Annotated in this window: 29 protein-coding genes; 10 read left to right on the plus strand and 19 right to left on the minus strand. The window is 67.1% G+C overall.

Translation table 11 applies throughout. The features are described 5' to 3' along the window. Positions 1–68: 68 nt before the first annotated feature. The 4 genes from JNL31_RS18195 to JNL31_RS18210 form a co-directional block, all read right to left on the minus strand. Positions 69–521: a VOC family protein gene (locus JNL31_RS18195; protein ID WP_294976450.1), complete on the minus strand. Its 453-nt coding sequence runs from the start codon at positions 519–521 to the stop codon at positions 69–71. Between the two features lie 15 nt (positions 522–536). Then, complete coding sequence (locus tag JNL31_RS18200) at positions 537–1,136, minus strand: dihydrofolate reductase family protein (RefSeq protein ID WP_294976453.1); 600 nt, start codon at positions 1,134–1,136, stop codon at positions 537–539. A gap of 11 nt (positions 1,137–1,147) precedes the next feature. Then, entirely contained in the window at positions 1,148–1,621 is a 474-nt protein-coding gene (locus tag JNL31_RS18205; RefSeq protein ID WP_294976454.1) for a VOC family protein, read from the minus strand. Between the two features lie 159 nt (positions 1,622–1,780). Continuing rightward, positions 1,781–2,854 (minus strand): Mrp/NBP35 family ATP-binding protein, encoded by a 1,074-nt coding sequence (locus JNL31_RS18210; RefSeq protein ID WP_294976457.1) that lies wholly within the window; start codon positions 2,852–2,854, stop codon positions 1,781–1,783. A gap of 248 nt (positions 2,855–3,102) precedes the next feature. Between JNL31_RS18210 and JNL31_RS18215 the strand changes: the two genes are divergently transcribed. The 3 genes from JNL31_RS18215 (at position 3,103) to JNL31_RS18225 (ending at position 5,933) form a co-directional block, all read left to right on the plus strand. After that, a complete protein-coding gene (locus JNL31_RS18215; protein WP_294976460.1) occupies positions 3,103–3,318 on the plus strand; it encodes a DUF1127 domain-containing protein in 216 nt (71 codons plus the stop codon). 716 nt (positions 3,319–4,034) lie between these two features. Next, a complete protein-coding gene (locus JNL31_RS18220; RefSeq protein ID WP_294976462.1) occupies positions 4,035–5,183 on the plus strand; it encodes a benzoate/H(+) symporter BenE family transporter in 1,149 nt (382 codons plus the stop codon). A gap of 84 nt (positions 5,184–5,267) precedes the next feature. Next, positions 5,268–5,933 carry an SH3 domain-containing protein gene (locus tag JNL31_RS18225; protein ID WP_294976465.1) on the plus strand — a complete coding sequence of 222 codons (666 nt, stop codon included), beginning with the start codon at positions 5,268–5,270 and terminating at the stop codon, positions 5,931–5,933. Between the two features lie 124 nt (positions 5,934–6,057). On the opposite strand, the gene JNL31_RS18230 is transcribed toward JNL31_RS18225, so the two are convergent. Then, on the minus strand, positions 6,058–6,696 hold the full coding sequence (locus JNL31_RS18230) for a TorF family putative porin (protein ID WP_294976468.1): 639 nt from the start codon (positions 6,694–6,696) through the stop codon (positions 6,058–6,060). A 34-nt stretch (positions 6,697–6,730) separates the two neighbouring features. Then, positions 6,731–7,297, minus strand: a complete 567-nt coding sequence (locus JNL31_RS18235; protein WP_294976471.1) for a hypothetical protein — start codon at positions 7,295–7,297, stop codon at positions 6,731–6,733. Between the two features lie 159 nt (positions 7,298–7,456). On the opposite strand from JNL31_RS18235, the gene JNL31_RS18240 reads away from it, so the two are divergent. The 5 genes from JNL31_RS18240 (at position 7,457) to JNL31_RS18260 (ending at position 11,607) form a co-directional block, all read left to right on the plus strand. Next, a complete protein-coding gene (locus JNL31_RS18240; RefSeq protein WP_294976473.1) occupies positions 7,457–8,182 on the plus strand; it encodes a hypothetical protein in 726 nt (241 codons plus the stop codon). A 294-nt stretch (positions 8,183–8,476) separates the two neighbouring features. Continuing rightward, positions 8,477–9,349, plus strand: a complete 873-nt coding sequence (locus tag JNL31_RS18245; RefSeq protein ID WP_294976477.1) for an S-methyl-5'-thioadenosine phosphorylase — start codon at positions 8,477–8,479, stop codon at positions 9,347–9,349. Further along, on the plus strand, positions 9,346–10,599 hold the full coding sequence (locus JNL31_RS18250) for an SDR family oxidoreductase (RefSeq protein WP_294976480.1): 1,254 nt from the start codon (positions 9,346–9,348) through the stop codon (positions 10,597–10,599). Before JNL31_RS18245 ends, JNL31_RS18250 begins: the two co-directional genes overlap by 4 nt. Then, complete coding sequence (locus JNL31_RS18255) at positions 10,599–11,066, plus strand: DUF2269 domain-containing protein (protein WP_294976482.1); 468 nt, start codon at positions 10,599–10,601, stop codon at positions 11,064–11,066. The genes JNL31_RS18250 and JNL31_RS18255 overlap by 1 nt, the downstream gene beginning before the upstream one ends. A gap of 7 nt (positions 11,067–11,073) precedes the next feature. Further along, positions 11,074–11,607 (plus strand): adenine phosphoribosyltransferase, encoded by a 534-nt coding sequence (locus tag JNL31_RS18260; protein WP_294976486.1) that lies wholly within the window; start codon positions 11,074–11,076, stop codon positions 11,605–11,607. A gap of 257 nt (positions 11,608–11,864) precedes the next feature. On the opposite strand, the gene JNL31_RS18265 is transcribed toward JNL31_RS18260, so the two are convergent. The 12 genes from JNL31_RS18265 to coxB all read right to left on the minus strand — a co-directional run bounded on the left by JNL31_RS18265 (position 11,865) and on the right by coxB (position 22,366). Further along, positions 11,865–13,274, minus strand: a complete 1,410-nt coding sequence (locus JNL31_RS18265) for an FAD-binding oxidoreductase (protein WP_294976489.1) — start codon at positions 13,272–13,274, stop codon at positions 11,865–11,867. 45 nt (positions 13,275–13,319) lie between these two features. After that, positions 13,320–14,120, minus strand: a complete 801-nt coding sequence (locus JNL31_RS18270) for an MBL fold metallo-hydrolase (protein WP_294976492.1) — start codon at positions 14,118–14,120, stop codon at positions 13,320–13,322. Between the two features lie 78 nt (positions 14,121–14,198). Next, complete coding sequence (locus JNL31_RS18275; RefSeq protein ID WP_294976494.1) at positions 14,199–14,720, minus strand: DUF1697 domain-containing protein; 522 nt, start codon at positions 14,718–14,720, stop codon at positions 14,199–14,201. A gap of 172 nt (positions 14,721–14,892) precedes the next feature. Next, a complete protein-coding gene (locus JNL31_RS18280; RefSeq protein WP_294976497.1) occupies positions 14,893–15,477 on the minus strand; it encodes a GNAT family protein in 585 nt (194 codons plus the stop codon). Further along, positions 15,477–16,733, minus strand: a complete 1,257-nt coding sequence (locus tag JNL31_RS18285) for a pitrilysin family protein (RefSeq protein ID WP_294976500.1) — start codon at positions 16,731–16,733, stop codon at positions 15,477–15,479. The genes JNL31_RS18280 and JNL31_RS18285 overlap by 1 nt, the downstream gene beginning before the upstream one ends. Continuing rightward, complete coding sequence (thrC, locus tag JNL31_RS18290; RefSeq protein WP_294976502.1) at positions 16,733–18,118, minus strand: threonine synthase; 1,386 nt, start codon at positions 18,116–18,118, stop codon at positions 16,733–16,735. Before thrC ends, JNL31_RS18285 begins: the two co-directional genes overlap by 1 nt. A gap of 11 nt (positions 18,119–18,129) precedes the next feature. Then, positions 18,130–18,798, minus strand: coding sequence for an SURF1 family protein (locus JNL31_RS18295; RefSeq protein WP_366928955.1), 669 nt, complete (start codon positions 18,796–18,798; stop codon positions 18,130–18,132). Positions 18,799–18,865: 67 nt separating this feature from the next. Beyond that, on the minus strand, positions 18,866–19,669 hold the full coding sequence (locus tag JNL31_RS18300) for a cytochrome c oxidase subunit 3 (protein WP_294976504.1): 804 nt from the start codon (positions 19,667–19,669) through the stop codon (positions 18,866–18,868). 27 nt (positions 19,670–19,696) lie between these two features. Then, positions 19,697–20,290 carry a cytochrome c oxidase assembly protein gene (locus JNL31_RS18305; RefSeq protein ID WP_294976506.1) on the minus strand — a complete coding sequence of 198 codons (594 nt, stop codon included), beginning with the start codon at positions 20,288–20,290 and terminating at the stop codon, positions 19,697–19,699. Next, positions 20,287–20,478 (minus strand): hypothetical protein, encoded by a 192-nt coding sequence (locus JNL31_RS18310; RefSeq protein ID WP_294976509.1) that lies wholly within the window; start codon positions 20,476–20,478, stop codon positions 20,287–20,289. The genes JNL31_RS18305 and JNL31_RS18310 overlap by 4 nt, the downstream gene beginning before the upstream one ends. Position 20,479: 1 nt before the next feature. Further along, on the minus strand, positions 20,480–21,424 hold the full coding sequence (cyoE, locus tag JNL31_RS18315; RefSeq protein ID WP_294976512.1) for a heme o synthase: 945 nt from the start codon (positions 21,422–21,424) through the stop codon (positions 20,480–20,482). A 72-nt stretch (positions 21,425–21,496) separates the two neighbouring features. After that, complete coding sequence (gene coxB, locus JNL31_RS18320; RefSeq protein WP_294976748.1) at positions 21,497–22,366, minus strand: cytochrome c oxidase subunit II; 870 nt, start codon at positions 22,364–22,366, stop codon at positions 21,497–21,499. Positions 22,367–22,582: 216 nt separating this feature from the next. On the opposite strand from coxB, the gene JNL31_RS18325 reads away from it, so the two are divergent. Further along, the gene (locus JNL31_RS18325) at positions 22,583–23,392 is read left to right on the plus strand and encodes an alpha/beta hydrolase (RefSeq protein ID WP_294976514.1); all 810 of its coding nucleotides are present in this window, start codon (positions 22,583–22,585) and stop codon (positions 23,390–23,392) included. A 55-nt stretch (positions 23,393–23,447) separates the two neighbouring features. Continuing rightward, complete coding sequence (tldD, locus tag JNL31_RS18330; RefSeq protein ID WP_294976517.1) at positions 23,448–24,869, plus strand: metalloprotease TldD; 1,422 nt, start codon at positions 23,448–23,450, stop codon at positions 24,867–24,869. Between the two features lie 68 nt (positions 24,870–24,937). Here tldD and JNL31_RS18335 read toward each other — a convergent pair whose 3' ends face one another. Then, a complete protein-coding gene (locus tag JNL31_RS18335; protein WP_294976520.1) occupies positions 24,938–25,399 on the minus strand; it encodes an MmcB family DNA repair protein in 462 nt (153 codons plus the stop codon). Positions 25,400–25,480 lie beyond the last annotated feature (81 nt).

Consider the following 25,480-nt stretch of genomic DNA (forward strand, 5'->3'; position numbering starts at 1 on the left):
TTCGCGTCGCCCGGACGGCAGCGTTGCAGCTTTCCAACCCCGCCGTCCTGACGTTGGTCAAGCCCGGCTCAGGCGCCCTTGTCCCACAGCGCGGGATTGGGCGTCAGCACCGCCCAGAGAATCCCGAACGGATCGCGCACCATGCCCCAGTCGTCGCCCCAGGGTTGGCGTTCATAGGGCATCACCGAGACGCAACCCGCCGCGACCGCCCGGTCGAACCAGGCCCGCCCGTCGCCCACCACCAGTTGCAGGTGCCCGCGCGACAGGGGCGGCCCCTCGGGGGAGCCCTCGCCGACATGGTCGGTCAGCATCAGCGCGCCGCCGTTGATCTCGACCTGCAAGTGCATGTAGTGCCCCGGCTGGCCCGGCGTCTCCATCCGCCCGATGTCCTTGGCGGCAAAGGCCTTCATGTAGAAATCCGCCGCCGCCCCGGCTTGCCCGCCAAGGCTCAGATAGGGGATCACCCCCTGCATGATCCGGTCTTCCGGCCGATAGCGCCGGTCTTCGGTCGCGTCGTTCATCGCATCCTCCCGTTGTCAGAAACTGCCGGTCCGCATCGCCCCGGCGGGCTTGTAGGTGGAAATGACAACGCCCGAGGGCGTTGCCTTGTTGGACACCAGCTTCAACTCCGTCGGGTCCACGCCATCCGAGAAAATCCGCTTGCCCCGCCCGATCATCACCGGGAAGACCAGAAGCACCACCTCGTCCGCCAGCCCTTCGGCGATCAGGAGGGGCGTCAGCGTGGAACTGCCCCAGACGATCAGGTCCGGCCCGCCTGCCTGCTTCACCTTGGCGATTCCGGCAGCAATGTCGGACCCGAGGCTTTCCACCGGCCCCCAGCCCAGGCTTTCGGGCCGGTGGGTCGCCACGAACTTCTTCGCCCCGTTCAGGCTGTCGGCCATCGGCCCGGCCTGCTTCGGCCAGTAACTGCCGAAGATGTCATAGGTCTTCCGGCCCAAGAGGAGGTCGAACCCCTTCCCCTGTGCCGTGTCGATGGCCGCGCCGCCCTCTTCGTCATGGTGCGGAAAGGCCCAGCCACCGTGGTTGAAGCCGTTGGCCGGGTCTTCCTCCGGCCCGCCCGGCCCCTGGATGACCCCGTCCAGCGAGATATGCTCGATGATCCTGACCGTGCGCATGTCCCGTCTCCTCACCCTGCCGCGCGGACCGCCGCCTCGATCTCGGCGATGTCGATCTTCTTCTGCTTCATCATCGCCGCCATCGCCGCCGCCGAGACCTTCTTGTCCGAGCTTGTCGTCAGTTCGGTCAGCCGCTTCGGGAAGACCTGCCAGGACACGCCGTACTTGTCCTTGAGCCAGCCGCAGACGCTTTCCTCGCCGCCACCCGTCGTCAGCGCGAACCACAGCCGGTCGGATTCGGCCTGGTCATCCGTCTCGACCGAGATCGAAACCGCTTCCGTCAGCAGGAAATGCGGGCCTGCGTCAAGGATCTGGTAGGGCGTGCCGGCCAAGGTGAAGTCCGTCACCGAGAATGCGCCCATTCCGTTGTCGCCGGTGAAGCTGCGCTCCACACGGCTGCCCGGGATCAGATCGCAATAGAACTTCGCGGCCTCCGGGCCACGGCCATCACGGAACCAAAGGCAGGTACGAATGTTGTGGGTCATCTTCTGTCCTCCTCATGGGTTTCAGCCGTCGCCCTGGCGACTCGCTGGCTATGGGATAAAGATACCGACCAGTTGGTATGTAGGCAACCTGATTTTCCCCGGCAAGCAAAAACCCGCCACTCGGGCGGGTTTTCTGTCCGTATCGGATGTCGCAGGGCCTCAGCCCATCCCGCCCGCGATCAGCCGGTCGGCGAGCGACAGATAGGGCGCGGCGAGCGGGCTGTCGGTCGCCGCGACCGGCGTTCCCGCGTCGCCCGCCACCCGCACGTCCAGCGCCAGCGGCAGCTCGCCCAGGAACGGCAGGTCCAGCTTCCGTGCCTCGGCCGCGACGCCGCCATGGCCGAAGATGTGGCTCTCGTGCCCGCAGTTCGGACAGACATAGGTCGACATGTTCTCCACGAGGCCCAGCACGGGGGTCTTCAGCTTGTGGAACATGTCCAGGGCCTTCCGCGCATCCAGAAGCGCCACGTCTTGCGGGGTCGAGACCACGATCGCCCCCGTCAACTGCGTCCTCTGGCAGAGCGTCAGCTGCACATCCCCCGTCCCCGGCGGCAGGTCGATGATGAGGACGTCGAGCTTGCCCCATGCCACCTGCCCCAGAAGCTGCTGCAAGGCCCCCATCAGCATCGGCCCCCGCCAGACCACCGCCTCGTTCTCCTTCATCATGAGGCCGATCGACATCATCGTCACCCCATGCGCGACCAGCGGTTCGATGGTCTTGCCGTCCGGGCTGGAGGGCCGCTGCGACACCCCCATCATCTTCGGCTGGCTCGGCCCATAGATATCTGCGTCCAGAAGCCCAACCTTCCGGCCCCGCCGCGCCAGCGCCACCGCAAGGTTCGATGCCACCGTGGATTTCCCCACGCCCCCCTTGCCGGAGGCCACGGCGATGATCCGGTCGATCCCCGAAATCCGCTGCGGCCCGCCCGATTGCGGCGTCGGGTGCTGGCCGATTTTCAAGGACGGCGGGGCCGCCTTGGCCGCCGGGCCATGCGCCGTCATCACCAACTGCACCGACGTCACCCCGGGCAGGGCCTTCAGTTTTGCTTCCGCCGCCGCCTGCGCGGAACCCAACGTCCGGGCCTCGTCCGGCGTCGCCGCCTCGATCACGAAGCGCACCACGCCCCCCTCGACCGACAGGGCACGAATCAGGTCGCGGCTCACCAGATCGCCGCCGCCGGGCAGCGCGATCCCCGCCAGCACCCGCATCACAAGCTCCCGATCCACCGCCATCGTTTCAACTCCGCTGAAGATTTGCACTAAGGTCGTAGCGTTTCACCGCAAGGGCAAGGTCCGTTGACCATTTGCTCAAAAAATCGGCGAAGACCTTGATCAATCATGACATTTCCGTGACGTCAGCCATGCGCATGCTGCATGGCAGCATTGATCAGACCCGCTATTGTGCATCTGCAGCATGAGGCGCATGTTACCCCTAACAACGCAACAGACGTTGCCGATGAACCTGAAGAGGCTTGAGTAAGATGGCTTATGTGAACACCACCCCCGTTGCCCGCAAGGGTTTTGCTGACCGCCTGGCTTTCGTGAAGGACATCGTCCTGACCGCGTTCAACCAGCGCCGCGTCTACGCCCGCACCGTGGCCGAACTGAATTCGCTCACCGACCGTGAGCTCGTCGATCTCGGCATCTCGCGCCTCGGCATCACCGAGATCGCCCGCGAGGCCGCCTACGGCAAATAAGTTTCGCCCGGGGTCCCTCCTCCTCCCTGGACCCCGGCGACCTGCGGCGATGCCCCTCCCTCCTCCCTGGGCACCGCCGCCCCCATTCGGACCGCGAAGGTCCACCCTGATCGGACGCCTCTCCTCCTCCCTGGCGTCTGGTAACGCGGCGGTGCCAATCCTCCTCCCTGGCATTGCCGCCCCCATTCCGGGCCAAAAGGCCCAACCCCATCGGGTGCCCTCCCTCCTCCCCGGGCGCCTGGTACTCGCGGCGGGGCCTCTCCTCCTCCCTGGCCCCGCCGCGTGAAACCATCCCGAGCCCGCTCCTCCTCCCAGGGCTTGTGATCCGCGGCGATGCCTCTCCTCCTCCCTGGCATCGCCGCCCCCATTCCAGGCCGAAAAGGCCTGAACCTGATCGGGCGCCTCTCCTCCTCCCTGGCGCCTGGTAACGCGGCGGGGCCTCCCTCCTCCCTGGCCCCGCCGCGCCAACTCATCCCGAAGGCCCCCTCCTCCTCCCTGGGGCCGGACGGATCGCGGCGGGCCCCTCCTCCTGGGCACCGCCGCCCCCATTCCGGGCGCGAAAGCCCGAAGGCCATCGGTCGCCCACCCTCCTCCCGGGCGCGCCGACCCTGCGGCGGCCCTCTCTCCTCCTCCCTGAGGGTCGCCGCCTTTCCCCTCTTGCAGCCCGGCCCTGCCCACGGAATAGTCCCGCGACGCCATTCGCCTGGGACACCATCATGCGGGCCTCGGTCCTGTCTGCCGCCACCGTCGCCGCATTGGTGGGCTATGCCGCCTCGGTCGCGATCGTGCTCTCAGCCGCCACCGCGCTTGGGGCCACGCCGGGCCAGACCGCGAGCTGGCTCCTCGCCATCTGCCTCGGCAAGGCCGCGGGCTCCGCCTTCCTGTCCTGGCGGGCGAAGGTCCCCATGGTCCTCGCCTGGTCCACCCCCGGCGCCGCGCTCATCGCCGCCACCCAGGGCATCAGCTTTGCCGAAGGAGCGGGCGCCTTCGTCGTCACCGGCCTCCTGATCGCCGCGACCGGCCTGATCCGCCCCTTGGGAGCCCTCGTCGCCCGCATCCCCGACGGCATCGCCGCCGGGATGCTCGCGGGCGTCCTCCTGCCCTTCTGCCTGAAGGGCGCCACCGCCGCGCAGGGCCTGCCCGCCCTCGTCCTGCCGATGGTCGCCGTTTTCCTGGTGGTCCGCCTCTGGAACCCGGCTATGGCAACGCTCGCCGCCTTCGCCACCGGCATCGCGCTGGCGCTTCTCACCGGGTCCGACCTATCGACCCTCCACCTCTCCGCGCCTCTCCTCCAAGTCACGCTCCCGGAGTTTCGCCCCGGCGTGATCCTCGGCCTCGCGCTGCCGCTCTACCTTGTCACCATGGCCTCGCAGAACCTGCCCGGCTTTGCCACGCTCCGCGCCGCGGGCTACGAACCGCCGGTCAGCGCGGCCCTCACCACGACGGGCCTGATCTCCACCGTCACCGCCTTCTTCGGCGCCCATACCGTCAGCATGGCCGCGATCACCGCCGCCATCTGCCTTGGCCCGGATGTCCATCCCGACAAGGAGCGGCGCTGGATCGTCGGTCCCGCCTATGCCGGTGCCTGGGTGCTCCTCGGCCTCCTCTCGCCCACTGTCCTGCAGCTTCTCGCCGCCCTGCCCGCCCCCGTGGTCGCGGCGCTGGTGGCGCTGGCGCTTCTCGGGCCGCTGACGGGCGCCCTGACCGCAGCCTTCGCCCATCCCGACCAGCGCCTGCCCGCCACGCTGACCCTTGTCACCACCGCCTCGGGCATGGCCGCCTTCGGGATCGGCGCTGCCTTCTGGGGCCTGATGGTCGGCCTTGCCGTCTGGGGGCTGGAGCACCTGAAGCTCCGCCGCGCCTGACGCGCAAGGGCGCGACATCGGCTCGCTTGACCGACTCAAGGCTTGCGTCACAGTCTGCGGGTACAACCGGGAAAGGCCCGCACCATGCTGCTTCGCGCCCTCGTTCTGCTCTGCCTCTCCGCCCTGCCTGCGCTTGCCGAGCCGATCTGCGACCCCGACCGGGGCACCGCGCTTTCGGTCACGGGCGTCGCGGCGAACGACACGCTCAACATGCGCACCGGTCCGGCGGCCTCCTATGCGCTTGTCTCCCGCATACGCCCCGGCGAAAGCGGCGTGACCGCGACCGGCCGCGTCGCCTGGTCCAAGGGCCAGTGCTACACCACCTGTTCGGGCGCAGAAGGCGGCCTGAACGACATCGGCCGCTCCATCGCCTATGGCTGCAAGGCCAAGGGCGGGATCTGGTACGAAGTCCGGCGCAAGAACGGCGATACCGGCTGGGCCTCGGCCAAGTTCCTCGACCTTGCCGACGACGGCATGGTGATTGAACCGCCCCCGCCGCCCAAGCCCGAGGTCGAGGCCCGCCTCTCCTACTCCTGCGGCTCGGCAGGCAAGATGAAAGTGGTGATCTACAAGGGCGGCAAGACAGCGGATGTGACGATCGGCGGCAAGACCTACCTCGTGGTGCGGAAAGAGCATCTGGTCCTGCGCTTCTCCTATGCCGCCGGTGACGGCGCGCGCCTCCGCGGCGGGACCGAGCTGGTCGAGTGGCGCTGGCCCGGCGGCAACAAGGTGACCTGCACCGGCAACTGAGGCCTCCCCGTGCGACTTCCTCTCCTGGTCGGTTCCGGTCCGGCGTGGGGCATGGCTACGCGACGTCTGCACGAAGTGGATCGATGTGCGGGTTCGTGAGGTTCGGCCCGGCGCCGAAACCCGGTCAGCCGCCCAAGAGCTTGGTGTCAAAGGTCATCGACAGGCCGAAGAGACCGCTCTGCTGCTCCGAACTGTCGTAGTAGCGCAGATCGACCTCCGCCTCGTCGCTGATCGCGTAGCTTACGCCCAGATCCCAGGTCTTCTCGTCCGGGTCCCCGTCCTGCTGAAACAGCCCGACATTGGCCGACAGCGTCACCTGGTCGGTCAGCATCTGCTCTGCCCCAACCTCGATACTGCCAAGCGAGCTTTCCGGGTCATAAGTCAGGTCGGTCGACAGCCCCAACCGCTCGCCAACCGCGACACCAAGGGACAGCCCGATCTCGCCGCAGCAATCGCCCCCGTCATTGGGATAGAGATACCGCGTGTAGGAGAGGTCATAGCTGAACCCGCTGGCCAGTTCCTGGCGATAGCCCGCATAGAGACTGATCTCGGTCGCCGCATCATCATTGGCGACAAGCCCTTGAAACCCTGCGTAAAACCCCTGCACTTCTGCCTCCAGATAGGCGCTCGACTCTTGCGTGGCGTTGCCTTTCGGGAAGCGCAGGTCCAGCTTGCCCCCGCCAAGAACCATCAGCCCTTCGGCGCTGGCAGGTGCTGCGACCGACAGGGCAAGGGTAGCAATTCCGACGAAGCGGGTGTTCATGGTCGTGGTCCTCATAAAAGTCCCGAAGGGGGCGTCAGGTGGCCTTCTGGATCACGGTCAGGTTCGGCCCGTCGCGCGCCGAACTCTCCACCGTCTCGAACAGGCTTTCCAGGAAATAGGCCGAAAGCTCCGCCCGCCCCGACAGACCGGACTTGCGGTAGATCGACTGGGCCTGCTGGCGGATCGTTGCTTCCGACGTATCCCGCGCGATCGAGATTTCCTTTTGCGAGACACCCTTCAGCATCAGCCCCGCGATATCCGCTTCGGCCGCAGTCAGCCTCCAGACCTGGAACTGGGTGTCGATGGCCATGCTCAGCGCCTCGATCTCGCGGTGCTGCTGGGCGCGCCAGGCATCGCCCTGCGCCACCGACCGGATGATGTTGTTGGTGATCGCCTCCTGCTCGGCGCGCAGGTCGATCACGCCGTGCACCGTCCAGGCAACCGCCACCATGGCCGCGAGCAGCATCAGCTTTTCGGTCAGGTCGATGGCGACTTCTTGCCAGGGCGGAAACTCCGGCTCTCGGGCCAGATCAAGGGCCATCAGACCAAGCATGACAAAGGCGATGATCCCGATCAGCAGCTTCAGTCTTCTGTTGGCCATGATGGTCCCTCGCAATAGCTGCCCAAGGTTAGGGGACGAAGGGCGACCGCAGCAATCCGACATACATCATAGACCGTCGCATCCGGTGTTCAGCGGATTTTCACACCAGTCGGGCCGGCCCATCGTCGGCGCACTGGCTCAACCCGAAAGGAACGCACCATGCAACGCATGACCCTTATCTTCCTGGCCGCGCTTGTCAGCCCGCAAGCCGCCCTTGCCGCCGACCCGGTCCTGCCGGTTTTCGCGGTGGAACACTTCGCTATCCCCAAGCCCAACCCCTTTGTCTCGCTTGAGGTTGGTCACACCCGCACAATGCGCGGCACCCATACCAACGGCGACCCGATTGCCGAACTTGCAGTCCAAAGCGTCCAGGGCCCCGGCCCGGTCATCCTTGGGGTGCCCACTGTCCTGGTGCTGGACGAAGCGTTCGAGAATGGCGTCTTGGTCGAACGCACCTTCGATTACTATGCGACCGACGCGGACGGGAACCTGTGGTACTTTGGCGAGGATGTCACCAACTTCCGCTATGACGACGCTGGCAAACTGACCGGCACCGACAGCAAATCCGCATGGCGCGCAGGCGTCAATGGCGCCCTGCCCGGCATTTCGGTTCCGGGTGCCCCGACGGTCGGCATGAACCTGTTTCAGGAACATGCACCCCAGGAAGCAGCGATGGACTATGCCGAGGTTCTGGCGATCGATATGGAAATCACGGTGCCGGCCGGCACCTTTCACGACGTCATGAAAACCTTCGAGGCCAGCACAGCCGAACCGGACCTGCGCGAGTTCAAATATTATGCCCCGGGTGCGGGCATGATCCGGGCCGACGAAGACCTGTCCGAAGCCCTGGACAACCCGGCCGTGGTGGTCGAACAGCAACCCTGACCGGGCTCGGCCGGGCGGGGGCTTTCCCCGCCTGGCGCAGGTCATGCGGGATCAGTCGATGTTGCAGCCTGCATCGGCATGGGCGACCGTGATCTCCGCCCTCGCGCACTGCACGGGAAGTCCGGGCCAGCTTCACCCACCTGCCCGCCGCCGAAAACCCGGACGAACCCAGAGAGATCGCACCAATATCATGAAATCATTCAAGATTGCTCAGTATCATTCTGTGTGACGCGCCCTCTTCCCCCTCCCCTCCGACCCGTCTATCCTCTTCGCGGCACTCGGAAGGGAACCCTCATGCAGACCATGCTCGGCGTGATCGGAGGATCGGGGGTCTATCAGATCGACGGGCTGGAAGGCGCGGCTTGGGTCCAGGTCAAGACCCCCTGGGGCAAGCCATCGGACGAGGTGCTGGTCGGCCGCCTGAATGGCCTCCCCGTCGCCTTTCTGCCCCGCCACGGAAGGGGCCACGTCCATGATCCCGCGACCGTCCCCTACCGGGCCAACATCGACGCCCTGAAACGCATCGGCTGCACCGACATCCTCGCCGTCTCCGCCGTCGGTTCCCTCCGCGAGGATTTCGCCCCCGGAGATTTCGTCGTCGTCGACCAGTACATCGACCGCACCACCCGGCGCCCGCCCTCGTTCTTCGGCCCGGGCCTCGTTGCCCATGTCAGCCTCGCGGACCCGACCTGCCCCCGCCTTGGTTCCCTCGCGGCGGAAGCGGCCCGCGCCGAAGGCCTGACGGTCCATCAGGGGGCCACCTACCTGTCCATGGAAGGCCCCCAGTTTTCCACTCGCGCCGAAAGCCGGATGTACCGCGCCTGGGGCGCCGACGTGATCGGGATGACCGGAATGTCCGAAGCCCGCCTCGCCCGCGAGGCCGAGCTGTGCTACGCCTCCCTCGCGATGGTGACGGACTACGACTGCTGGCACGACAGCCACGGCGCGGTAGATGTCGCCCAGGTCATCGCCGTGGTCCACGCCAACGCCGCCGCGGCCCGCGGCCTTATCGCCCGCCTGCCCGCGCTCCTGTCCCCCAACCGCCAGCCCTGCCCGCACTGCTGCGACCGCGCCCTGACCCACGCCCTGATGACCGCCCCCGACAAGCGCGACCCGGAACTTCTCGCCAAACTCGACGCCGTGGCGGGACGGGTACTGTCGCCGTGACACCACCGCGCAAGGTCCTGATCCTGGGCGCCGACGGCTTCATAGGCAGGCACCTCGCCTTCGCCCTGCGGGACGCCGGATGGGAGGTGACTGCGCAGGCCCGCACTCCCGCCCGATTTGCAGCGATGGGCTTTGCCACCCTCAACGCCGACCTGACCGATCCCGCCACCCATTCTCCCGCCTTCTGGGCGCCGCACCTGCCGGACGGCACCGCGCTGGTGTATGCCGCGGGTCTTCTGACTGGCACCGAGGCCAGCTTCGCCGCCGTCCACCGCGACGCCCCCAACGCCGCCCTGCAGGCACTCAGCGGCCGCGCGGTGCTGATATCGGCCGTGGGTATCGAAGCCGACACCCCCTTCGCCCGCTGGCGGCGCGGGACCGAGGCCCTGTTCGCAGGCCATTGCATCCTGCGCCCGGGCCTCGTGCTGGGTGAAACCTCCTACGGCGGCTCGTCGCTGCTCCGCGCCCTTGCGGCGATGCCCTTTCGCCTGCCGGTCGTGGGCGATGGCCAACAGCCCTTCAACCCGATCCACGCCACCGACCTGGCCGAAGTTGTGGCCGAATGCCTGGACCACCCCGCCGCAGGAACATGGGAGATCGGCGGGCCGGACGTCGTCACTCAGGCCGACCTTCTGACGCGATACCGAAGCTGGCTTGGCCTGCCGCAGGTGCCGCCACTGCACATCCCGCCGCAGGCGACCCGGCTGCTGGGTCATATGGGCGACGCCCTGCGGCTTGGCCCGGTCTCGGCCACCTCGGTTGCCCAGCTTCAGGCCGGGGTTTGCGCTGATCCCGCGCCTCTCCTTTCCCGGCTGGAGACCCGCCCGCGCGCGGTGTCCACCTTCCTGAACGCCCGCCCCGCCGGGACGCAGGACCTCTGGCAGGCCCGGCTCTATCTCCTGAAACCGCTGATCCGCCTGATCCTCGCCGCCCTCTGGCTCGCCTCCGGCCTGCTCGGCCTGACCTCCCCGGCCGCGAGCTTCACTCCCGGCCTGCCCCTAACCGAACCCCTCGCCATCACCCTGGCCCGTGCCTTCGGGGCACTCGACCTGGCCCTCGGCCTCGCCCTGCTGCGGAACTGGCGGCCAGGGCCGGTCGCCCTGACCCAGATCGCCCTCGTCCTGGCCTATACCGCCGGACTCACCCTCCTCGCCCCGGCGCTCTGGCTCGACCCCTACGGCAGCCTCCTGAAGAACCTTCCCGTCCTGGCGCTGATGCTGGTCCATCTGGCGCTGGTGGAGGAGCGCTGATGGACGCCTATCTCCTTGCGAAAACCCTGCACATCCTGTCCGCCACCGTGCTTTTCGGCACCGGCATCGGCACCGCCTTCCAGATGGTCTGGGCCATGCGCGGCGACCGGGCCGAGGTGGTGGCAGGCGTGGGCTCCGGCGTGGTGATGGCTGACTGGCTCTTCACCCTGCCCGCAGGGATCGCGCAACCCGCCACCGGCCTCTGGCTCGCCCATCTCGCCGGGTGGAGCCTGGCCGAGCCCTGGCTGATCCTGACCTATGCCCTCTACCTCATCGCCTTCGCGGCCTGGGTGCCGGTCGTCGCCCTGCAATACCGTATCCGCGACCTCTGCCGGGCCGCCCCGCCCGGCCCGGTCCCGCCCGAAGCCCGCAGGCTCTACCGCCTCTGGGTCCTGCTCGGCTGGCCCGGCTTCGGCGCGCTTGTCGCGGTGATCTGGCTGATGGTATCGAAACCCGAACTGTTCTGAGGAACCCATGGCCAAGACCGTCAAGGACTACATCCGCACCATCGTCGACTTCCCGCACGAGGGGATCCTGTTCCGCGACGTGACCACCCTCTTCGCCGATCCGCGCGGGTTCCGGATGTGCGTGGACCAGCTCCTCGCCCCCTATGCCGGGATGAGAATCGACAAGGTCGCGGGGCTGGAGGCGCGGGGATTCATCCTGGGCGGCGCGGTCGCCCACCAGCTGTCGACCGGCTTCGTTCCGATCCGCAAGAAGGGGAAGCTGCCGGGCCAGACCATTTCCCAGGCTTACAAGCTGGAATACGGCGAGGCGGTGGTCGAGGTGCATGACGATGCGATGCAGCCGGGGGAAAAGGTGCTCCTCGTCGACGACCTTCTGGCTACCGGCGGCACGGCAGAAGCGGGCATCCGGCTGATCGAGCGCCTGGGTGCCGAGATCGTCGCCTGCGCCTTTGTCGTCGACCTGCCCGATCTGGGCGGCCGCCGGAAGCTCGAAGCGATGGGCATGGATGTGCACGCCCTATGTGCCTTCGAAGGGCTGTAGCAAAGCCCGAACCTGGCGCCGGAGCCTTCGAAGGCTCCGAGACGATTTCTTCAAAGAAATCGGGGAACCGGGCGCTGCGGCGGGGTTCCGTTAACCCTGTGTCAAGAGAATCGCTCTAGACCTGTGCTTGTCAGGGCTACCCACCCTGGCCGCGCTGCTACCCACAGCGTGACCCACACACCCCCAAAGCACCCCGTCGCAGGTTTCCTGCGGCGGGGATGTTTCGTTGCCGCGCCCAGCGCAAGGGGTGGATGCCGTCACCCCAGCACCGCCCCCGGATTCATGATCCCCACCGGGTCCAGCGCCTCCTTGATCGCCCGCATTGCGGCCAGCTTCCCCGGATCACAATAGCGCGCCAGGTCGCCAACCTTCAGCCGCCCCACCCCATGCTCCGCCGCGACCGACCCGCCAAGCGAATGCACCAGGTCATGCACCGCTGTCTTCACCCGGTCGCGCACCGCCTCGTGTTCGGCCTTGCCGTGCCCCTGCGCCGGGAAGACGTTCCAGTGCAGGTTGCCGTCCCCCAGATGCCCGAAACAGTTCACCCGGAAGTCGCCCAAAGGGGCAATCGCCGCCGGAGCCGCCGCGACAAAACCGGGGATCGCCGACAGCGGCAGCGAGATGTCGTGGCTCGACACCGCGCCCACCCTGCGGTTGGCCAGCGGAATGGTCTCGCGCAGCTCCCACAGGTGCAGCGCCTGGGTCTCGGAGGTTGCGATCACCCCGTCCGTCACCAGCCCCGCCGCGGCCCCGGCCTCGTAAAGCCCCGCCATCGTCGCCTCGGGATCAAGACCCGCGGGCAGTTCCAGTTCCACCAGCACGAGCCAGTCGGGCACCGGGTTGACGGGTGCCCGCAAATCGAACCCTGCCTCTGCCAGGAAGTCGAAACCCGTCCGGCTGATCAGTTCGAACCCCGAAACCAGCCCTGCGGCCCGCTCGCCACAGATCGCCAGCAGGTCAAGCGCGGCGGCAGGCGAGGGCACGGCAAGGAGCGCCACGACCCGGGCAGCGGGTCGGGGAAACAGCTTCAGGCTGGCGGCGGTGATCACGCCCAGCGTCCCCTCCGACCCGATAAGGAGATCGCGCAGGTCATAGCCCGCATTGTCCTTGCGCAGCCGGGTCAGGCCGCCATAGACCGTCCCGTCCGGCAAGACTGCCTCCAGCCCCAGGCAGAGGTCGCGCGCATTGCCATAGCGCAGGACCGCCGTTCCGCCTGCGTTGGTCGCCAGGTTGCCGCCGATCCGGCAACTCCCCTCGGAGGCGAGGCTCAACGGAAAGAGCCGTCCCACCTTCGCCGCCTCGGCCTGCACCTCGGCCAGGATCATCCCCGCCTCGACCACCATCGCATTCTCTTCCGGCCAGATGCCGCGCAAGCCCGCCATCCGCTCCACCGACAGCAACAGCGGCAGCGGCCCCCCGGTCATGATCTGCCCGCCGACCAGCCCGGTCCCGCCGCTGATCGGCACGACCCCGACGCGCGCAGCGGCACAGGCGCGGACGACCGCAGCCACCTCCCCCGTGGTCCGGGGCCGGGCCAGCACCCCCGCCTGACCGACCCAGCGCCCGCGGGGTTCTTCCAGATGCCGGGGCTCGGGCGCGGTGAGGGCGCCCTCGGGCAACAGCCCGGCAAGATGCGCGACAAAGGCGGGATCGCAAGGGTTCAGCATCGGCGTCTCCTTCAGCCCCTTGGTAGCCAAGGGCGGCGGGAGAGGCTAGTCCAGCCAGGCGGGTTCCAGCACCATGATGGTCGGTTGGGACGGCAGGTCGCGCAGCGACAGGGCGATCTGCGCCCCGCCGGTTTCGACCACGGTGAACTCCGGGGACATGTCCGACAGGAAGGCCTGCAACGACTGGGGGCTGAACCAGTGCATCGGGATCACCACCGAAGACCGCAGGCGCCTCACCACTCCCGTCATATCCTGAAGCCGCATCGTATAGCCGCCGTCGACCGGCACCATGACCACGTCCAGCCGCCCGATCGCCGCATATTGCTCATCGCTCGGGATTTGGTGCAGGTGGCCGAGATGGCCGATGCAAAGCCCCCCCGCCTCGAAGATGAAGATCGAGTTGCCGTCCTTCCGCGCGCCCTCGCCGAACGGCCCCCGGGTGTCCGTCGTCACGTTCCTGACCAGCATCGACCCCAGGTCCAGCCGGTGCTCCGCGGGCCGGCCACCCTCGGGCCATCCCTTCAGCACATGCGGAATGCGTGCGTCGGGCGCGGCGGTCCAGTGGGTGTGATGCGCGTTGTTCATCGTCACCACATCCGGCACCAGGTCCTGCGTTCCAAGGTATCCGGCGTAGTCCGTCACCGCCACCGTGCCATCCGCCGTGACGATGGCGAAGCTCGCGTGGTCGAGGTAGCGGATCAGGACCGAATCCTTCTCCAGCCCGTCCTGCAACGCCACCGGCAAGACCGTCGGTTCCGCCGCGGCAATCGCGATGCAGTGCGAAGGAATGCGCTCTTGCGCGAAGGCTGGCACCGCGAGCAGGCAAAGGGCAAGGGCAAGGCGCATGGATCACCTCCCGGCGAGAGGCAGAGCGTAACCCGGATTGCGCCACCGTCACCGGGAAACCGGATCACGGATGCGCGATCACCCCGCCATCGCATGCAAGGCTGCAATCGTGCGAAGGTTTCGCGCGGTCATCGGGGCGGGCAAGAGATGCGGAAGCTTCTCGGCCAGCTTCGACGTCCCGACGCCTCCCGGTGTGTGCAAGGTGAAGCGGCGCGGGCCGACGTGCCAGCCATCCCCCGGCAGGGCCAGTGCCTTGAGTTTCGCCTCCTCCAGCGCCGGCGTCTCGCGCAGGAAATAGACGTGAACCCGGCCTCCGTCTGCGCCGGCAAAGGGATGATCGCTCAGCGCTTCGGCAAGGTCCGCTGCCGTCAGGACAAAAATCTCGCGCGAGAAGCCGAAACGTGCCGCGACGCCGTCATGGATGATCCGTTCCAGCTCCGGCGCTTCCAGATCGCTTTCGAACACCGCATTGCCGGACTGGATATAGGTCCGCACCGCACCGAGCCCCAGCCCCGCCAGCATCTCACGGAACTCCGCCATCGGCAGCTTTCCGGCGCCACCGACATTCACCCCGCGCAAAAGGGCAATCCGAACGCCCATGCCCTCCCCCTTCGCCTTTCACATTTGCCAAAATATCCCGCCGGAGGTGCAACATGTCGCCGCCACTGGTTCGAGGCGACATGTTGCGGCGAGCGGCTTTGCGTCCCTCACGCAAAGCCGCGAGACAAAAGGCTTGCGCCGCAAGGCGCTCAATATGACAGGCGCCCCGACCTCAACCCACGTCGGTCCGTCCGCGCCGGTCGCCGCGCAGGTTGGCGTAAAGCACATGGTTGCGCCAGCGCCCATTGATCTGCAGGTAGCTCTGCGCCACCCCCTCGTACTTGAACCCGCATTTCTCCAGCACCCCGCGCGAGGGCAGGTTCTCCGGCAGGCAGGCCGCCTCCAGGCGGCTTAGGTCCATCCGGGTGAAGGCGTGGTGCGTCAGCGCCAGGATCGCCTCACGCATGTAGCCCTGCCGCGCGAAGGGTTCGCCGATCCAGTAGCCGAAGGTGCCGGTCTGCGACGGCCCCCGGCGGATGTTGTCCAGCGTCAGCGCCCCCAGAAGCTGATTGTCGGCGCGGCGGATCAACAGCATCGGCAGCGCCTGACCCTGGGCCTCGGCGCGCAGCGCCCAGTACACCCGATTGGTGAAGGCGCGGCGGCTCAGGTGGTCGGTCGACCAGACCGGCTCCCATCTCACCAGGAACTCGGCGCTGGCCTCGCGCACCTCCGACCATTGCCGCCAGTCGCCATGTTCCGGAAGCCGCAGCGTCATCCGCTCGGTCTCGACCCGGACTCGGCGCTTCAACCCGAGCATCAGGCCGAAAGTCCCCGCCGAACCTCGTCGATCCCCGGTGCCCCGGCCACCGGCCCGTAGATCGCCAGCGCCGCCCGCGCGCCCGTCAATTCACCCGCATAGCCGCGCACCGCCGCCGTATCGACCGCGTCGATCTTCGCCACCGCCTCGGTCACGTCGGGGATGCGGCCCCAGATCGACAACAGCCGCGCATTGCGCTCGGCCCGCGCGGAGGGGCTTTCCAGCCCCATCAGAAGGCCCGCCTTCAGCTGCGCCCGGGCGCGGGCCACCTCGGCCTCGGTCATGTCCTCCGCCGCGCGCTTCAGCTCGTCCACCGTGAGCTGCGTCAGCTCGCCGATCTCGGCTTCCGAGGTTCCGGCATAGATCGTCACCTGCCCGGTATCCTCATAAGCCGCCGACTGGGCGTAGATGGAATAGCACAGCCCCCGGTCCTCGCGGATGCGCTGGAACAGGCGGCTCGACATGCCGCCGCCCATCGCTGTCGAATAGACCTGCGCGGTATAGACCTTGTCGTCGCGGTAGCCCGGGCCCTCGAACTGGAGCGCGAAATGCACCTGCTCCAGGTCCTTCACCTCGCGCCGCTCGCCGCCGACGAACCGCGCGGGTTCGACCTTCGATGCCCCGACCGGCTTCAGCCCGCCGAATATCCGCTCTGCCGCCGCGACAATGGCGTCATGGTCCACACCCCCCGCCGCCGACAGGATCATCTGGTCCGGCCCGTAATGCGCCCCGGTGAACCCCTCGAAATCCGCCTTGCGGAACGAGGACACCCGCTCCTCCGGCCCCAGGATGGTGCGCCCGAAGCTCTGCTCGGGATAGCTTACCTCATGCAGCCAGTCGAAGATGATGTCATCCGGCGTATCCAGCGCCTGGCCGATTTCCTGCAGGATCACATGCCGCTCGGTCTCGATGTCGGCCTTGCGGAATACGGGGTTCAGCACGATGTCGGCGATCACGTCCAGCGCCATCAGCACATCGCCCGACAGCACCCGCGCGTAATAGGCGGTCATCTCGCGGCTGGTATAGGCGTTGATGTAGCCGCCCACATCCTCGATCTCTTCGGCGATCCGGAGGGCAGACCGCCGCCGGGTGCCCTTGAACGCCATATGCTCCAGGAAATGCGCGATGCCGTTCTGGTCGGGGCGTTCATGCCGCCCCCCGGCCTCGACCCAAAGGCCGACGGATGCGGATTGCAGCCCCGGCATGGCTTCGGTCACGATGCGGAAGCCGTTCGGCAGGGTGTGCAGCTTCTGCATCAGCGAAGGGTCCTTTCGCGCACCAGCGCCTGAAGCGCCTCAAGGTCGTTCGGCACCCGCGTCACCCGTTCCTTGCGCTCGAACAGGTCCGCCATGTGCGGCGGCAGGCCCGGGCGGATGCCCGTCGCACGGCTCACCGCGTCCGGAAACTTCGCCGGATGGGCGGTGGCAAGCGTGATCATCGGCGCCAGCCCGATATGCTCCTCGGCCACCTTCACGCCCACGGCGGAATGCGGGCACAGAAGCTCTCCGGTCGTCTTCCAGTGCCGCGCGATGGTTTCCAGCGTCTCCGCCTCGCTGCACCGGCCCGAGGCGAAGGTGCCGCGCAGGCTGTCGATCGCCCCCTGGCTGATCCTGAACCCGCCCGCCTTCAGCTCGCCCATCAGCGCCGCCACCGCCGCCCCGTCACGGCCATAGGCGTCGAACAGGGCGCGCTCGAAATTCGAGGAGACCTGGATGTCCATCGACGGGCTCATCGAGGGCTTGACGCCGTTCGTCCGGTAGTCCCCCGAGCGCAGGGCGCGGTCCAGAATGTCGTTCTGGTTGGTGGCGATCACCAGCTGGTCGATGGGCAGGCCCATCCGCTTGGCGATATAGCCCGCGAAGATGTCGCCGAAGTTCCCGGTCGGCACGGTGAAGCTGACCGCACGGTGCGGCGCGCCAAGGGCGGTCGCCGCGTAGAAGTAATACACCACCTGCGCCAGCACCCGCGCCCAGTTGATGCTGTTCACCCCGGCGAGCCGCACCCCGTCGCGAAAGGCGAAATCGTTGAACATGTCCTTCACGCGGGCCTGACAGTCGTCGAAATCGCCGTCCACCGCCAGCGCATGAACGTTCGCTTCCGACGGCGTCGTCATCTGCCGCCGCTGCACCTCGCTGACACGGCCATGCGGAAAAAGGATGAACACATCCACATTGGCGAGGCCCCTGAACGCCTCCATCGCCGCCGACCCGGTATCGCCGCTGGTCGCGCCGACGATGGTGATCCGTTCCCCGGTCTTGGCCAGCGCCGCCTGCATCATCTGCCCGATGAGCTGCATGGCGAAGTCCTTGAACGCCAGGGTCGGCCCGTGGAACAGCTCCAGCAGGAAATGGTTCGACCCCAGCTGCACCATCGGCGCGCGGGCGGCGTGGTGGAAGCCCTCATAGGCATTGGCGATCAGGCCGCGGAATTCGTCGTCCGCGAAGAACCCGCCCAGATAGGGCCGCATCACCCGGAAGGCGACCTCCTCATACGGCGCACCCGCGAGAGCCGCGATTTCCGCATGGCTCAGCACCGGCACCGTCTCGGGGACATAAAGCCCGCCGTCGCGGGCCAGGCCCGTCATCATCGCCTCGCCGAAGCCAAGAACGGGGGCAGCGCCGCGGGTCGAGATATATTGCATCGGTATCGCCTTCAAACCTTCCGCGTCCTGATACGCCAGAGGAGGAACACTGTCATCCCCGCCCATGTCGCCGCCAAGAGGAACCACTGGATCGCATAACCCCAGTGATCATTGGGTATACCCGATGTATCGACCGGGACCGGAGTGATCCCGTCACCGGTTGGCTTGCTCGCGACAATTAGTGTCGGTTCCGTCTTCAGCTTGGCCGCCATGGCCGGGACGTCCCGCGCAAACCAGAGGCCGGTCTTTTCATCCGGTGGTGGGGTGAAGCTGTTCGTATCCTGCGGCCAGTGCAGGTTGCCTTCCACTTTCGCCGCATGCGGGGGTCGAGGCACATCGCGCGATTCCTCCTCGATGAAGCCGCGCTGCACCATGATCCGGCGCCCATCGGCCAAAGCGAAGGCCTCGATCACCAGCACGCCCGGGCTCGCCCCGGTCTGGCCCGCGAGCACCTCCAGATACTCGCCGGTGAAGCGTCCCTCGGCCACCACCGCCTGGAACTTGTCCGGCCCCTCCTCCGGCACGGCGGGCAGCGGGATCGGCGCATTGACGATCCGCGACTCGATCTCGCCCAGGTAAACCCGCTTCTCCTCCATCCGGCGCAACTGCCAGAAGCCAAGGCTCATCAGGACCGCCACCCCGACGATGCCCATCAGGACCGGAAAGACATAACGGCGCATCAGAGAACCCCGGAAATGAAAGCGCAGGCCCGAGGGCCCGCGCTTGGATCGTGTCGAACCGGAAGGATCAGCCCTGACCCCAGACGTAGACGGCGGCGAAGAGGAACAGCCAGACCACGTCGACGAAGTGCCAGTACCAGGCGGCAGCTTCGAAGCCGACATGCTGTTCCGGCGTGAAATGCCCCTTCAGCGCGCGGATCAGGCAGACGGTCAGGAAGATCGTCCCGATGATGACGTGGAAGCCGTGGAACCCCGTCGCCATGAAGAACGAGGCGCCATAGATGTTGCCGGCAAAACCGAAGGCCGCGTGGCTGTATTCATAGGCCTGCAACAGCGTGAAGAAGAACCCCAGCACGATGGCGATGATCAGCCCGTTCACCAGGTCCTTGCGGTTGTTCTCGTGGACCAGCGCATGGTGCGCCCAGGTCGCGGCGCAGCCCGACAGAAGCAGGATCAGCGTGTTGATGAACGGGAGGTGCCAGGGATCGAAGGTCTCGATCCCGGCGGGCGGCCAGACGCCGTCGATCGCCGGGCTGTCCGGCCCCATCGGGTACAGGCGATGCTTGAAGAAGGTCCAGAACCAGGCCGAGAAGAACATCACTTCGGACATGATGAACAGGATGAAGCCGTAGCGCAGGCCCAGCCGCACCACCGGGGTATGGTCGCCCGTCTGGCCCTCATGCACCACTTCCGACCACCAGGCGAACATGGTGTACAACACGCCCACAAAGCCGACGAGGCCCATCCAGGGCCCCGAGCCATGCATCCAAAGAACCGCGCCGAACAGCATCACGAAGGCCGCGACGGCCCCGAACAGCGGCCAGATCGACGGCTGCAGAATGTGGTAGTCGTGGTTCTTTGCGTGGGCCATGGCCGGCGTTTCCCTCGTTGTCCGTACTCAGTTCACTGCGGCTGCTTTGGCCGCGGCGGGTTGTTCCAAAGCTGCCTGGTCTTCCGGCAGCGGCGTTTCGTGGAAGGTATAGCTGAGCACGATCTCATGCACAAACTTCCCGTCCGGGTCATCCACGATGGCAGGGTCGACGAAAAAGCTTACCGGCATCTGCACGGTCTCGCCCGGTTGCAGCACCTGCTCGGAAAAGCAGAAGCACTCGATCTTGGTGAAATAGCCGCCCGCCGTGTCGGGGAAGACGTTGAAGCTCGCCCTGCCGCCGATCACCCGGTCGGTCGGGTTGTGCGCCTCGTAGAAGGCCAGCCCCGTTTCGCCGATGCGCAATTCCATCGACCGCACCACCGGCTTGAAGGTCCAGGGCATTCCCTGCTCGACCGTGGCGTCGAAGCGGATCTTCACCGTCTGGTCCAGGATCGTGTCCGGCGCGGCCTCGGCCCGCTGCGGCGTGCCGCCATAGCCGGTGACGCGGCAGAACCAGTCGTAGAACGGCACCGCCGCAAAGGACAGCGACGCCATGGTCGCGACCACGGCCACCAGCTGCACCAGCGTGCGGTTCTTGCCCTGAAGCCGCGGGAAGATCATTCGGTCTTCTCCTGCGGCACCGCTTCGGGCTGGATCACATGGTCATAGCCCTGCATCGGATCGCCCCGCTTCACCTTGACCACCGTCAGCGCGAAGACCAGCAGAACGAAGGCCCCCAGCGTCAGACCGACACCCAGGTTCCGGCTGAACCGGCGCTTGTGCAACTCGTGCTCCGGGCGGAAGGTCATCTCACCAACCCCCGAGCCCTGCGGATTTCAGCGCCGCTTCCGCCAGGAAGGCCGCGAAATGCAGGAACAGATAGATCAGCGAGACCCGGAAGAACGCCTTCTCGACGGCATAGTTGTCGGCCCCGGCCTGCACTTCGTCCCGCCGCCAGATCCGCACGGCGCCGACGATGAACCACAGGTTCAGGACCACCGCCACCGCCAGCGTCAGCGGACCGCCGATCGAGGTCAGCGCCGCCGCCAGCGGCACCGGGGCCAGCAGAAGCGTGTAGGCCAGGATATGCGCCCGCGTCGCCTTGCGACCATGCGTGACCGTCAGCATCGGCACGCCCGCAGCGTGGTAGTCTTCCTTCATGAACAGGGCCAGCGCCCAGAAATGCGGCGGCGTCCACATGAAGATCAGCGCGAACATCAGGAAGGCCTCGACCGAGACAGAGCCCGTCGCCGCGACCCATCCGATCATCGGCGGGAAGGCCCCTGCCGCGCCACCGATCACGATGTTCTGCGGCGTCGAGCGCTTCAGCCACATCGAGTAGACCACGGCATAGAAGAAGATGGTAAAGGCCAAGAGCCCCGCCGCCACGAAGTTGGTGGCCAGCCCCAGCATCACGACGCTGATCCCGGAGAGGCCCAGCCCGACCGCCAGCGCCTCGCCCGCCTGCACGCGGCCCGAAGGCACCGGGCGGCGCTGGGTGCGCTTCATCACCGCGTCAATGTCGGCGTCCCACCACATGTTCAGGGCACCGCTGGCCCCCGCGCCGAGCGCGATGAACAGGATCGCCGAGAACGCCTCGACCGGGTGCAGCGAGACCGGCGCGACCAGCAGGCCCACCAGCGCGGTGAAGACCACCAACGACATCACGCGCGGCTTCAGAAGCTGCACATAATCGCCGAACCCCGGCTCGTGCGGGGTATCGGTCACGCCCTGATATGTAAGGGTATCGCTCATCCAGGTCCCGTTTCAGACGGATGGGGCCCGGCCGCCGACCAAGCCCCGCACCGCAAATCCAAACCCCAGGCCTCAGTCGTTCGAGGCCACCTTCACCGGCGCAGCCGCCGCCACCGAGGACAGCTGCACATCGCCCGCCTTCGCCTTGGCCAGCCATTCGGCATAGGCCGCTTCCGACACGACCTTGACCGTGATCGGCATGTAGGCATGCATCTGGCCACACAGCTCCGAGCACTGGCCGAAGTAGATGCCTTCCTTCTCGGCCTTGAACCACAGCGCGGCGGTCCGGCCCGGCACGGCATCCTGCATCACGCCGAACGCAGGCACTTTCCACGAGTGGATCACATCGGTTGCGGTAGTGTGCACCACGATGACCTTGCCAACCGGCACCACGACGGCCGTGTCGGTCGCCAGCAGGAACTGGTCCTTGGTATAGCCCGCAGCCGTCAGCTGCGCCTCGACCTCGGGGGTCATCATGTTGGTGCCGCCGGTCGCGGGCGAGCCGATCATGTAGCTGTCGAACGAAATCCCCTCGTCGACATATTCATAGGACCAGTACCACTGGTTGCCGGTCGCCTTGATCGTGACGTCGCCCACCGGAATCTCCTGCTGCTTGAACAGGATCGGAAGCGAGAAGGCGCCAATCGAGACCAGGATGACGATCGGGATCAGCGTCCATGCCACTTCCAGCGGGCTGTTGTGGGTAAAGCGCGCGGGCGTCGGATTGGCCTTCGAATTGAAGCGGACGATCACATAGATCAGAAGCGCGGTGACGAAGATCACGATCGCTGTGATGATGATCAGGATCATGTGATCCAGCCAGTGGATGTCTTCGGCCAGTTCCGTCACCGCGGGCTGAAAGCCCGTCGCACCCGAAATGGGTTGCCCAACGATTTCCAACGCTTGCTGCGCAAGGGCCTGACCGGCCACCAGCGTGGCCATCACCGCCGCGCCAACTCCGTTCATCACTGTCGAAAGACGCATGTGTCTCATCCCGTTCACGTCGCGGCTTGCCGCCGCTGTCCAGGGATGCCGCCCAAAGGTCAGAATCCCGCTGTTTCCCAAGGCCCTCAAACCATATTAGCTTGCCCGCGACAAGCAAAACCGTAGCGATGAATCCGTGCCCGCAACCGCCGGATCGGCACAGGGAAGTCGAACGTGGCCTTCATCAAGCTGACCCTCGTCACCTTCGGCCTTTTCTACGCCGTCGCGCTCTCGGGCATCTATGCCTTCCAGCGCGATCTCCAGTATTTCCCCACCCGCCGCGACCCGGCGCCAGAGACGCTCGGCCTGACCGGGGTCGAACCGGTTGCGCTTGCCGCACCCGATGGCGAAACCCTCGTGCTGTGGTTCTCCCCGCCCGAAACCGGCCGCCCGGTGATCCTGTTCCTCCACGGCAATGCCGGAGAGATCGCCGACCGCGCCGACCGCCTCGCTTTCTATCAGGCCCGCGGCTACGGCACGGCTTTCCTGTCCTGGCGCGGCTATGGCGGTTCGACCGGCTCACCGTCCGAAACCGGCCTCCTGACCGACGCCAAGGCCGCCTACGATTACCTGCGCGGCCTGGGCATCCCGCCCGACCGCATCGTCCTTGTCGGTGAATCGCTCGGCACCGGACCCGCCGTGATCATCGCCGCACAGAACCCCGTCGCCGCCGTCATCCTCGAAGCCCCCTATTCCGCCGCCGTCGACATCGCCCGCCGCGCCTATCCCTGGCTGCCTGTCGGCCTCCTGATGAAGGACCAGTACCGTTCCCGCGATCACATCGCCGGCATACGGGCGCCGCTTCTCATCCTGCACGGGGCGAAGGACCGGGTGATCCCGCAGGGTTTCGGCAAACGCCTGTTCGATCTTGCGAAGGAACCGAAGACCTTCCTCTCCCTCGGCCCGGTCGGGCACGACGCGCTCTTCTCTCCTGACACCTGGGAGAAGGAGGCCGTCTTCATCGACCGGACGCTCGGTCCTTGACCCTTCCCGCGCCGCAGCCCATCTCTGGCACGACACAGGACCGAAAGCCCTCCGTATGACCGACGCCCCCTTCCGCCCCTTCGACAGCCACCTCGACGAAGCCACAGCCCTCGCCACCCTGCGTGAGGCGACCGCCGGGGCCGATGACGGCGAGCTGTTCCTCGAACGCCGCCGGGCCGAGTCGATCGTCCTCGACGACGGCCGCATCCGCCAGGCGACCTACGACGCCTCGCAGGGCTTCGGCCTCCGCGCCGTGCGGGGCGAGGTCGCCGGTTACGCCCATTCCACCGAGATCACCGAAACCGCGCTGCGCCGCGCCTCCGAGACCGCCCGCCTCGCCGTGGGCGCCGGTGGCGGCACCCTCGCCCCCCCGCCGCGCGGCACCAACACAAGGCTCTACCGCGCCGACGACCCGATGGCCGACGCGACCTTCCCGGTGAAGATCGACACCTTGCGCGAGATCGACGCCTATGCCCGCGCACTTGACCCCCGCGTCGTCCAGGTCTCCGCCACCCTCTCCGCCGCGCTGCAAGAGGTGGAAATCCTCCGCCCCGAGGGCACCCGCCTCGCTGACATCCGCCCGATGGCCCGCCTCAATGTCTCCGTGATGATCGAGGAGAACGGCCGCCGCGAACAGGGTGGCATGGGCAAGGGCGGGCGGCACGGGCTCGCCGCCCTCATGTCCCCCGAGACATGGAAGCCGATGATCGCCGAGGCGCTGCGGATCGCCCAGGTCAACCTCGGCGCGGTCGAGGCCCCGGCGGGCGTGATGGACGTCGTCCTCGGCCCCGGCTGGCCCGGCATCCTGCTGCACGAAGCCATCGGGCACGGGCTGGAGGGCGACTTCAACCGAAAGGAAACCTCCGCCTTTGCCGGGCTGATGGGGAAACAGATCGCATCCAAGGGCGTCACTGTCCTTGATGACGGCACAATCCCCGACCGCCGCGGCAGCATCAGCATCGACGACGAGGGTACGCCTTCCGCGAAGAACGTCCTCATCGAGGACGGCGTCCTCGTCGGCTACATGCAGGACCGCCAGAATGCCCGGCTGATGGGCGTCGCCCCCACCGGCAACGGACGGCGCGAGAGTTTCGCCCATATCCCGATGCCGCGGATGACCAACACCTACATGCTCTCCGGCAAGGACGACCCTGCCGGGATCGTCGCCTCCCTGAAAGACGGCATCTACGCCGTTGGCTTCGGCGGCGGACAGGTCGACATCACCAGCGGAAAATTCGTCTTCTCCTGCACCGAGGCCTACCGGGTGCGGAACGGCGTGGTGGGCGAAGCGGTGAAGGGCGCAACCCTGATCGGCGACGGCGCCACCGCGCTGAAAGGCATCCGCGCCATCGGCAACGACCTTCAGCTAGACCCCGGCATCGGCAACTGCGGCAAGGCCGGGCAATGGGTGCCGGTGGGCGTGGGTCAGCCGACCCTGATGATCGGAGGGTTGACGGTCGGCGGCGCTGCCACCTGAGCCGGGCATCCCGACCCTGCGATAGCCGCAAGCGTAGCCCGCGCACAGCTCGACGCTCCCTTTACGGCTCAGACCCCCGCGCCCGGATCGCGCATCAGTTGCAGCCGCCCCGCCGCCGCGCGGGCGAAGGTTCGCAGCACGACCTTGCGCCGCGCGCCAGAGAGGGGCGTCTCCGGCGCCATCCGCACCACCTCGGCATCATAGGGATCGGCCAGGATCAGGCCGGTGTCGGGCGGCAGGAGGTCGACCGGAAAATCCGCGTCCACCGCCCAGAAGAACCGGTCGCACCAGTCGAGATAGCCCTGCCATTTCCGGTCGGCGCGATAGTCGGCCCGGCCCGACTTGCACTCCACCACCCAGACCTCACCCCTCGGCCCCAGCGCCATCACGTCGACGCGCAGGCCCGAAACCGGAATCAGTTCCTCGACACAGACGAAATCCAGCGCACGCAGGCCCCGGCAGACGCCGCGTTGCAGGCGCTGGCCGGGAAGCGCGGGCAGGATTTCGGGAAGGTCGACCGGCACGTCCATCGCGCAATCATGAACCAAAGGTGAACATCTGTCCAGACATGCCGACAGGACTGAACAACTGCCCAATATCCATCTGGAAAG

Source organism: Tabrizicola sp. (assembly GCF_016792905.1).
Classification (GTDB): Bacteria; Pseudomonadota; Alphaproteobacteria; order Rhodobacterales; family Rhodobacteraceae; genus Tabrizicola.

Coding starts and splice junctions, on each gene's coding strand:
- JNL31_RS18195 (WP_294976450.1), bottom strand. CDS start 521: ATGAACGACGCGACCGAAGACCGGCGCTATCGGCCGGAAGACCGGATC.
- JNL31_RS18200 (WP_294976453.1), bottom strand. CDS start 1,136: ATGCGCACGGTCAGGATCATCGAGCATATCTCGCTGGACGGGGTCATC.
- JNL31_RS18205 (WP_294976454.1), bottom strand. CDS start 1,621: ATGACCCACAACATTCGTACCTGCCTTTGGTTCCGTGATGGCCGTGGC.
- JNL31_RS18210 (WP_294976457.1), bottom strand. CDS start 2,854: ATGGCGGTGGATCGGGAGCTTGTGATGCGGGTGCTGGCGGGGATCGCG.
- JNL31_RS18215 (WP_294976460.1), top strand. CDS start 3,103: ATGGCTTATGTGAACACCACCCCCGTTGCCCGCAAGGGTTTTGCTGAC.
- JNL31_RS18220 (WP_294976462.1), top strand. CDS start 4,035: ATGCGGGCCTCGGTCCTGTCTGCCGCCACCGTCGCCGCATTGGTGGGC.
- JNL31_RS18225 (WP_294976465.1), top strand. CDS start 5,268: ATGCTGCTTCGCGCCCTCGTTCTGCTCTGCCTCTCCGCCCTGCCTGCG.
- JNL31_RS18230 (WP_294976468.1), bottom strand. CDS start 6,696: ATGAACACCCGCTTCGTCGGAATTGCTACCCTTGCCCTGTCGGTCGCA.
- JNL31_RS18235 (WP_294976471.1), bottom strand. CDS start 7,297: ATGGCCAACAGAAGACTGAAGCTGCTGATCGGGATCATCGCCTTTGTC.
- JNL31_RS18240 (WP_294976473.1), top strand. CDS start 7,457: ATGCAACGCATGACCCTTATCTTCCTGGCCGCGCTTGTCAGCCCGCAA.
- JNL31_RS18245 (WP_294976477.1), top strand. CDS start 8,477: ATGCAGACCATGCTCGGCGTGATCGGAGGATCGGGGGTCTATCAGATC.
- JNL31_RS18255 (WP_294976482.1), top strand. CDS start 10,599: ATGGACGCCTATCTCCTTGCGAAAACCCTGCACATCCTGTCCGCCACC.
- JNL31_RS18260 (WP_294976486.1), top strand. CDS start 11,074: ATGGCCAAGACCGTCAAGGACTACATCCGCACCATCGTCGACTTCCCG.
- JNL31_RS18265 (WP_294976489.1), bottom strand. CDS start 13,274: ATGCTGAACCCTTGCGATCCCGCCTTTGTCGCGCATCTTGCCGGGCTG.
- JNL31_RS18270 (WP_294976492.1), bottom strand. CDS start 14,120: ATGCGCCTTGCCCTTGCCCTTTGCCTGCTCGCGGTGCCAGCCTTCGCG.
- JNL31_RS18275 (WP_294976494.1), bottom strand. CDS start 14,720: ATGGGCGTTCGGATTGCCCTTTTGCGCGGGGTGAATGTCGGTGGCGCC.
- JNL31_RS18280 (WP_294976497.1), bottom strand. CDS start 15,477: ATGCTCGGGTTGAAGCGCCGAGTCCGGGTCGAGACCGAGCGGATGACG.
- JNL31_RS18285 (WP_294976500.1), bottom strand. CDS start 16,733: ATGCAGAAGCTGCACACCCTGCCGAACGGCTTCCGCATCGTGACCGAA.
- thrC (WP_294976502.1), bottom strand. CDS start 18,118: ATGCAATATATCTCGACCCGCGGCGCTGCCCCCGTTCTTGGCTTCGGC.
- JNL31_RS18295 (WP_366928955.1), bottom strand. CDS start 18,798: ATGCGCCGTTATGTCTTTCCGGTCCTGATGGGCATCGTCGGGGTGGCG.
- JNL31_RS18300 (WP_294976504.1), bottom strand. CDS start 19,669: ATGGCCCACGCAAAGAACCACGACTACCACATTCTGCAGCCGTCGATC.
- JNL31_RS18305 (WP_294976506.1), bottom strand. CDS start 20,290: ATGATCTTCCCGCGGCTTCAGGGCAAGAACCGCACGCTGGTGCAGCTG.
- JNL31_RS18310 (WP_294976509.1), bottom strand. CDS start 20,478: ATGACCTTCCGCCCGGAGCACGAGTTGCACAAGCGCCGGTTCAGCCGG.
- cyoE (WP_294976512.1), bottom strand. CDS start 21,424: ATGAGCGATACCCTTACATATCAGGGCGTGACCGATACCCCGCACGAG.
- coxB (WP_294976748.1), bottom strand. CDS start 22,366: ATGGCCACGCTGGTGGCCGGTCAGGCCCTTGCGCAGCAAGCGTTGGAA.
- tldD (WP_294976517.1), top strand. CDS start 23,448: ATGACCGACGCCCCCTTCCGCCCCTTCGACAGCCACCTCGACGAAGCC.
- JNL31_RS18335 (WP_294976520.1), bottom strand. CDS start 25,399: ATGGACGTGCCGGTCGACCTTCCCGAAATCCTGCCCGCGCTTCCCGGC.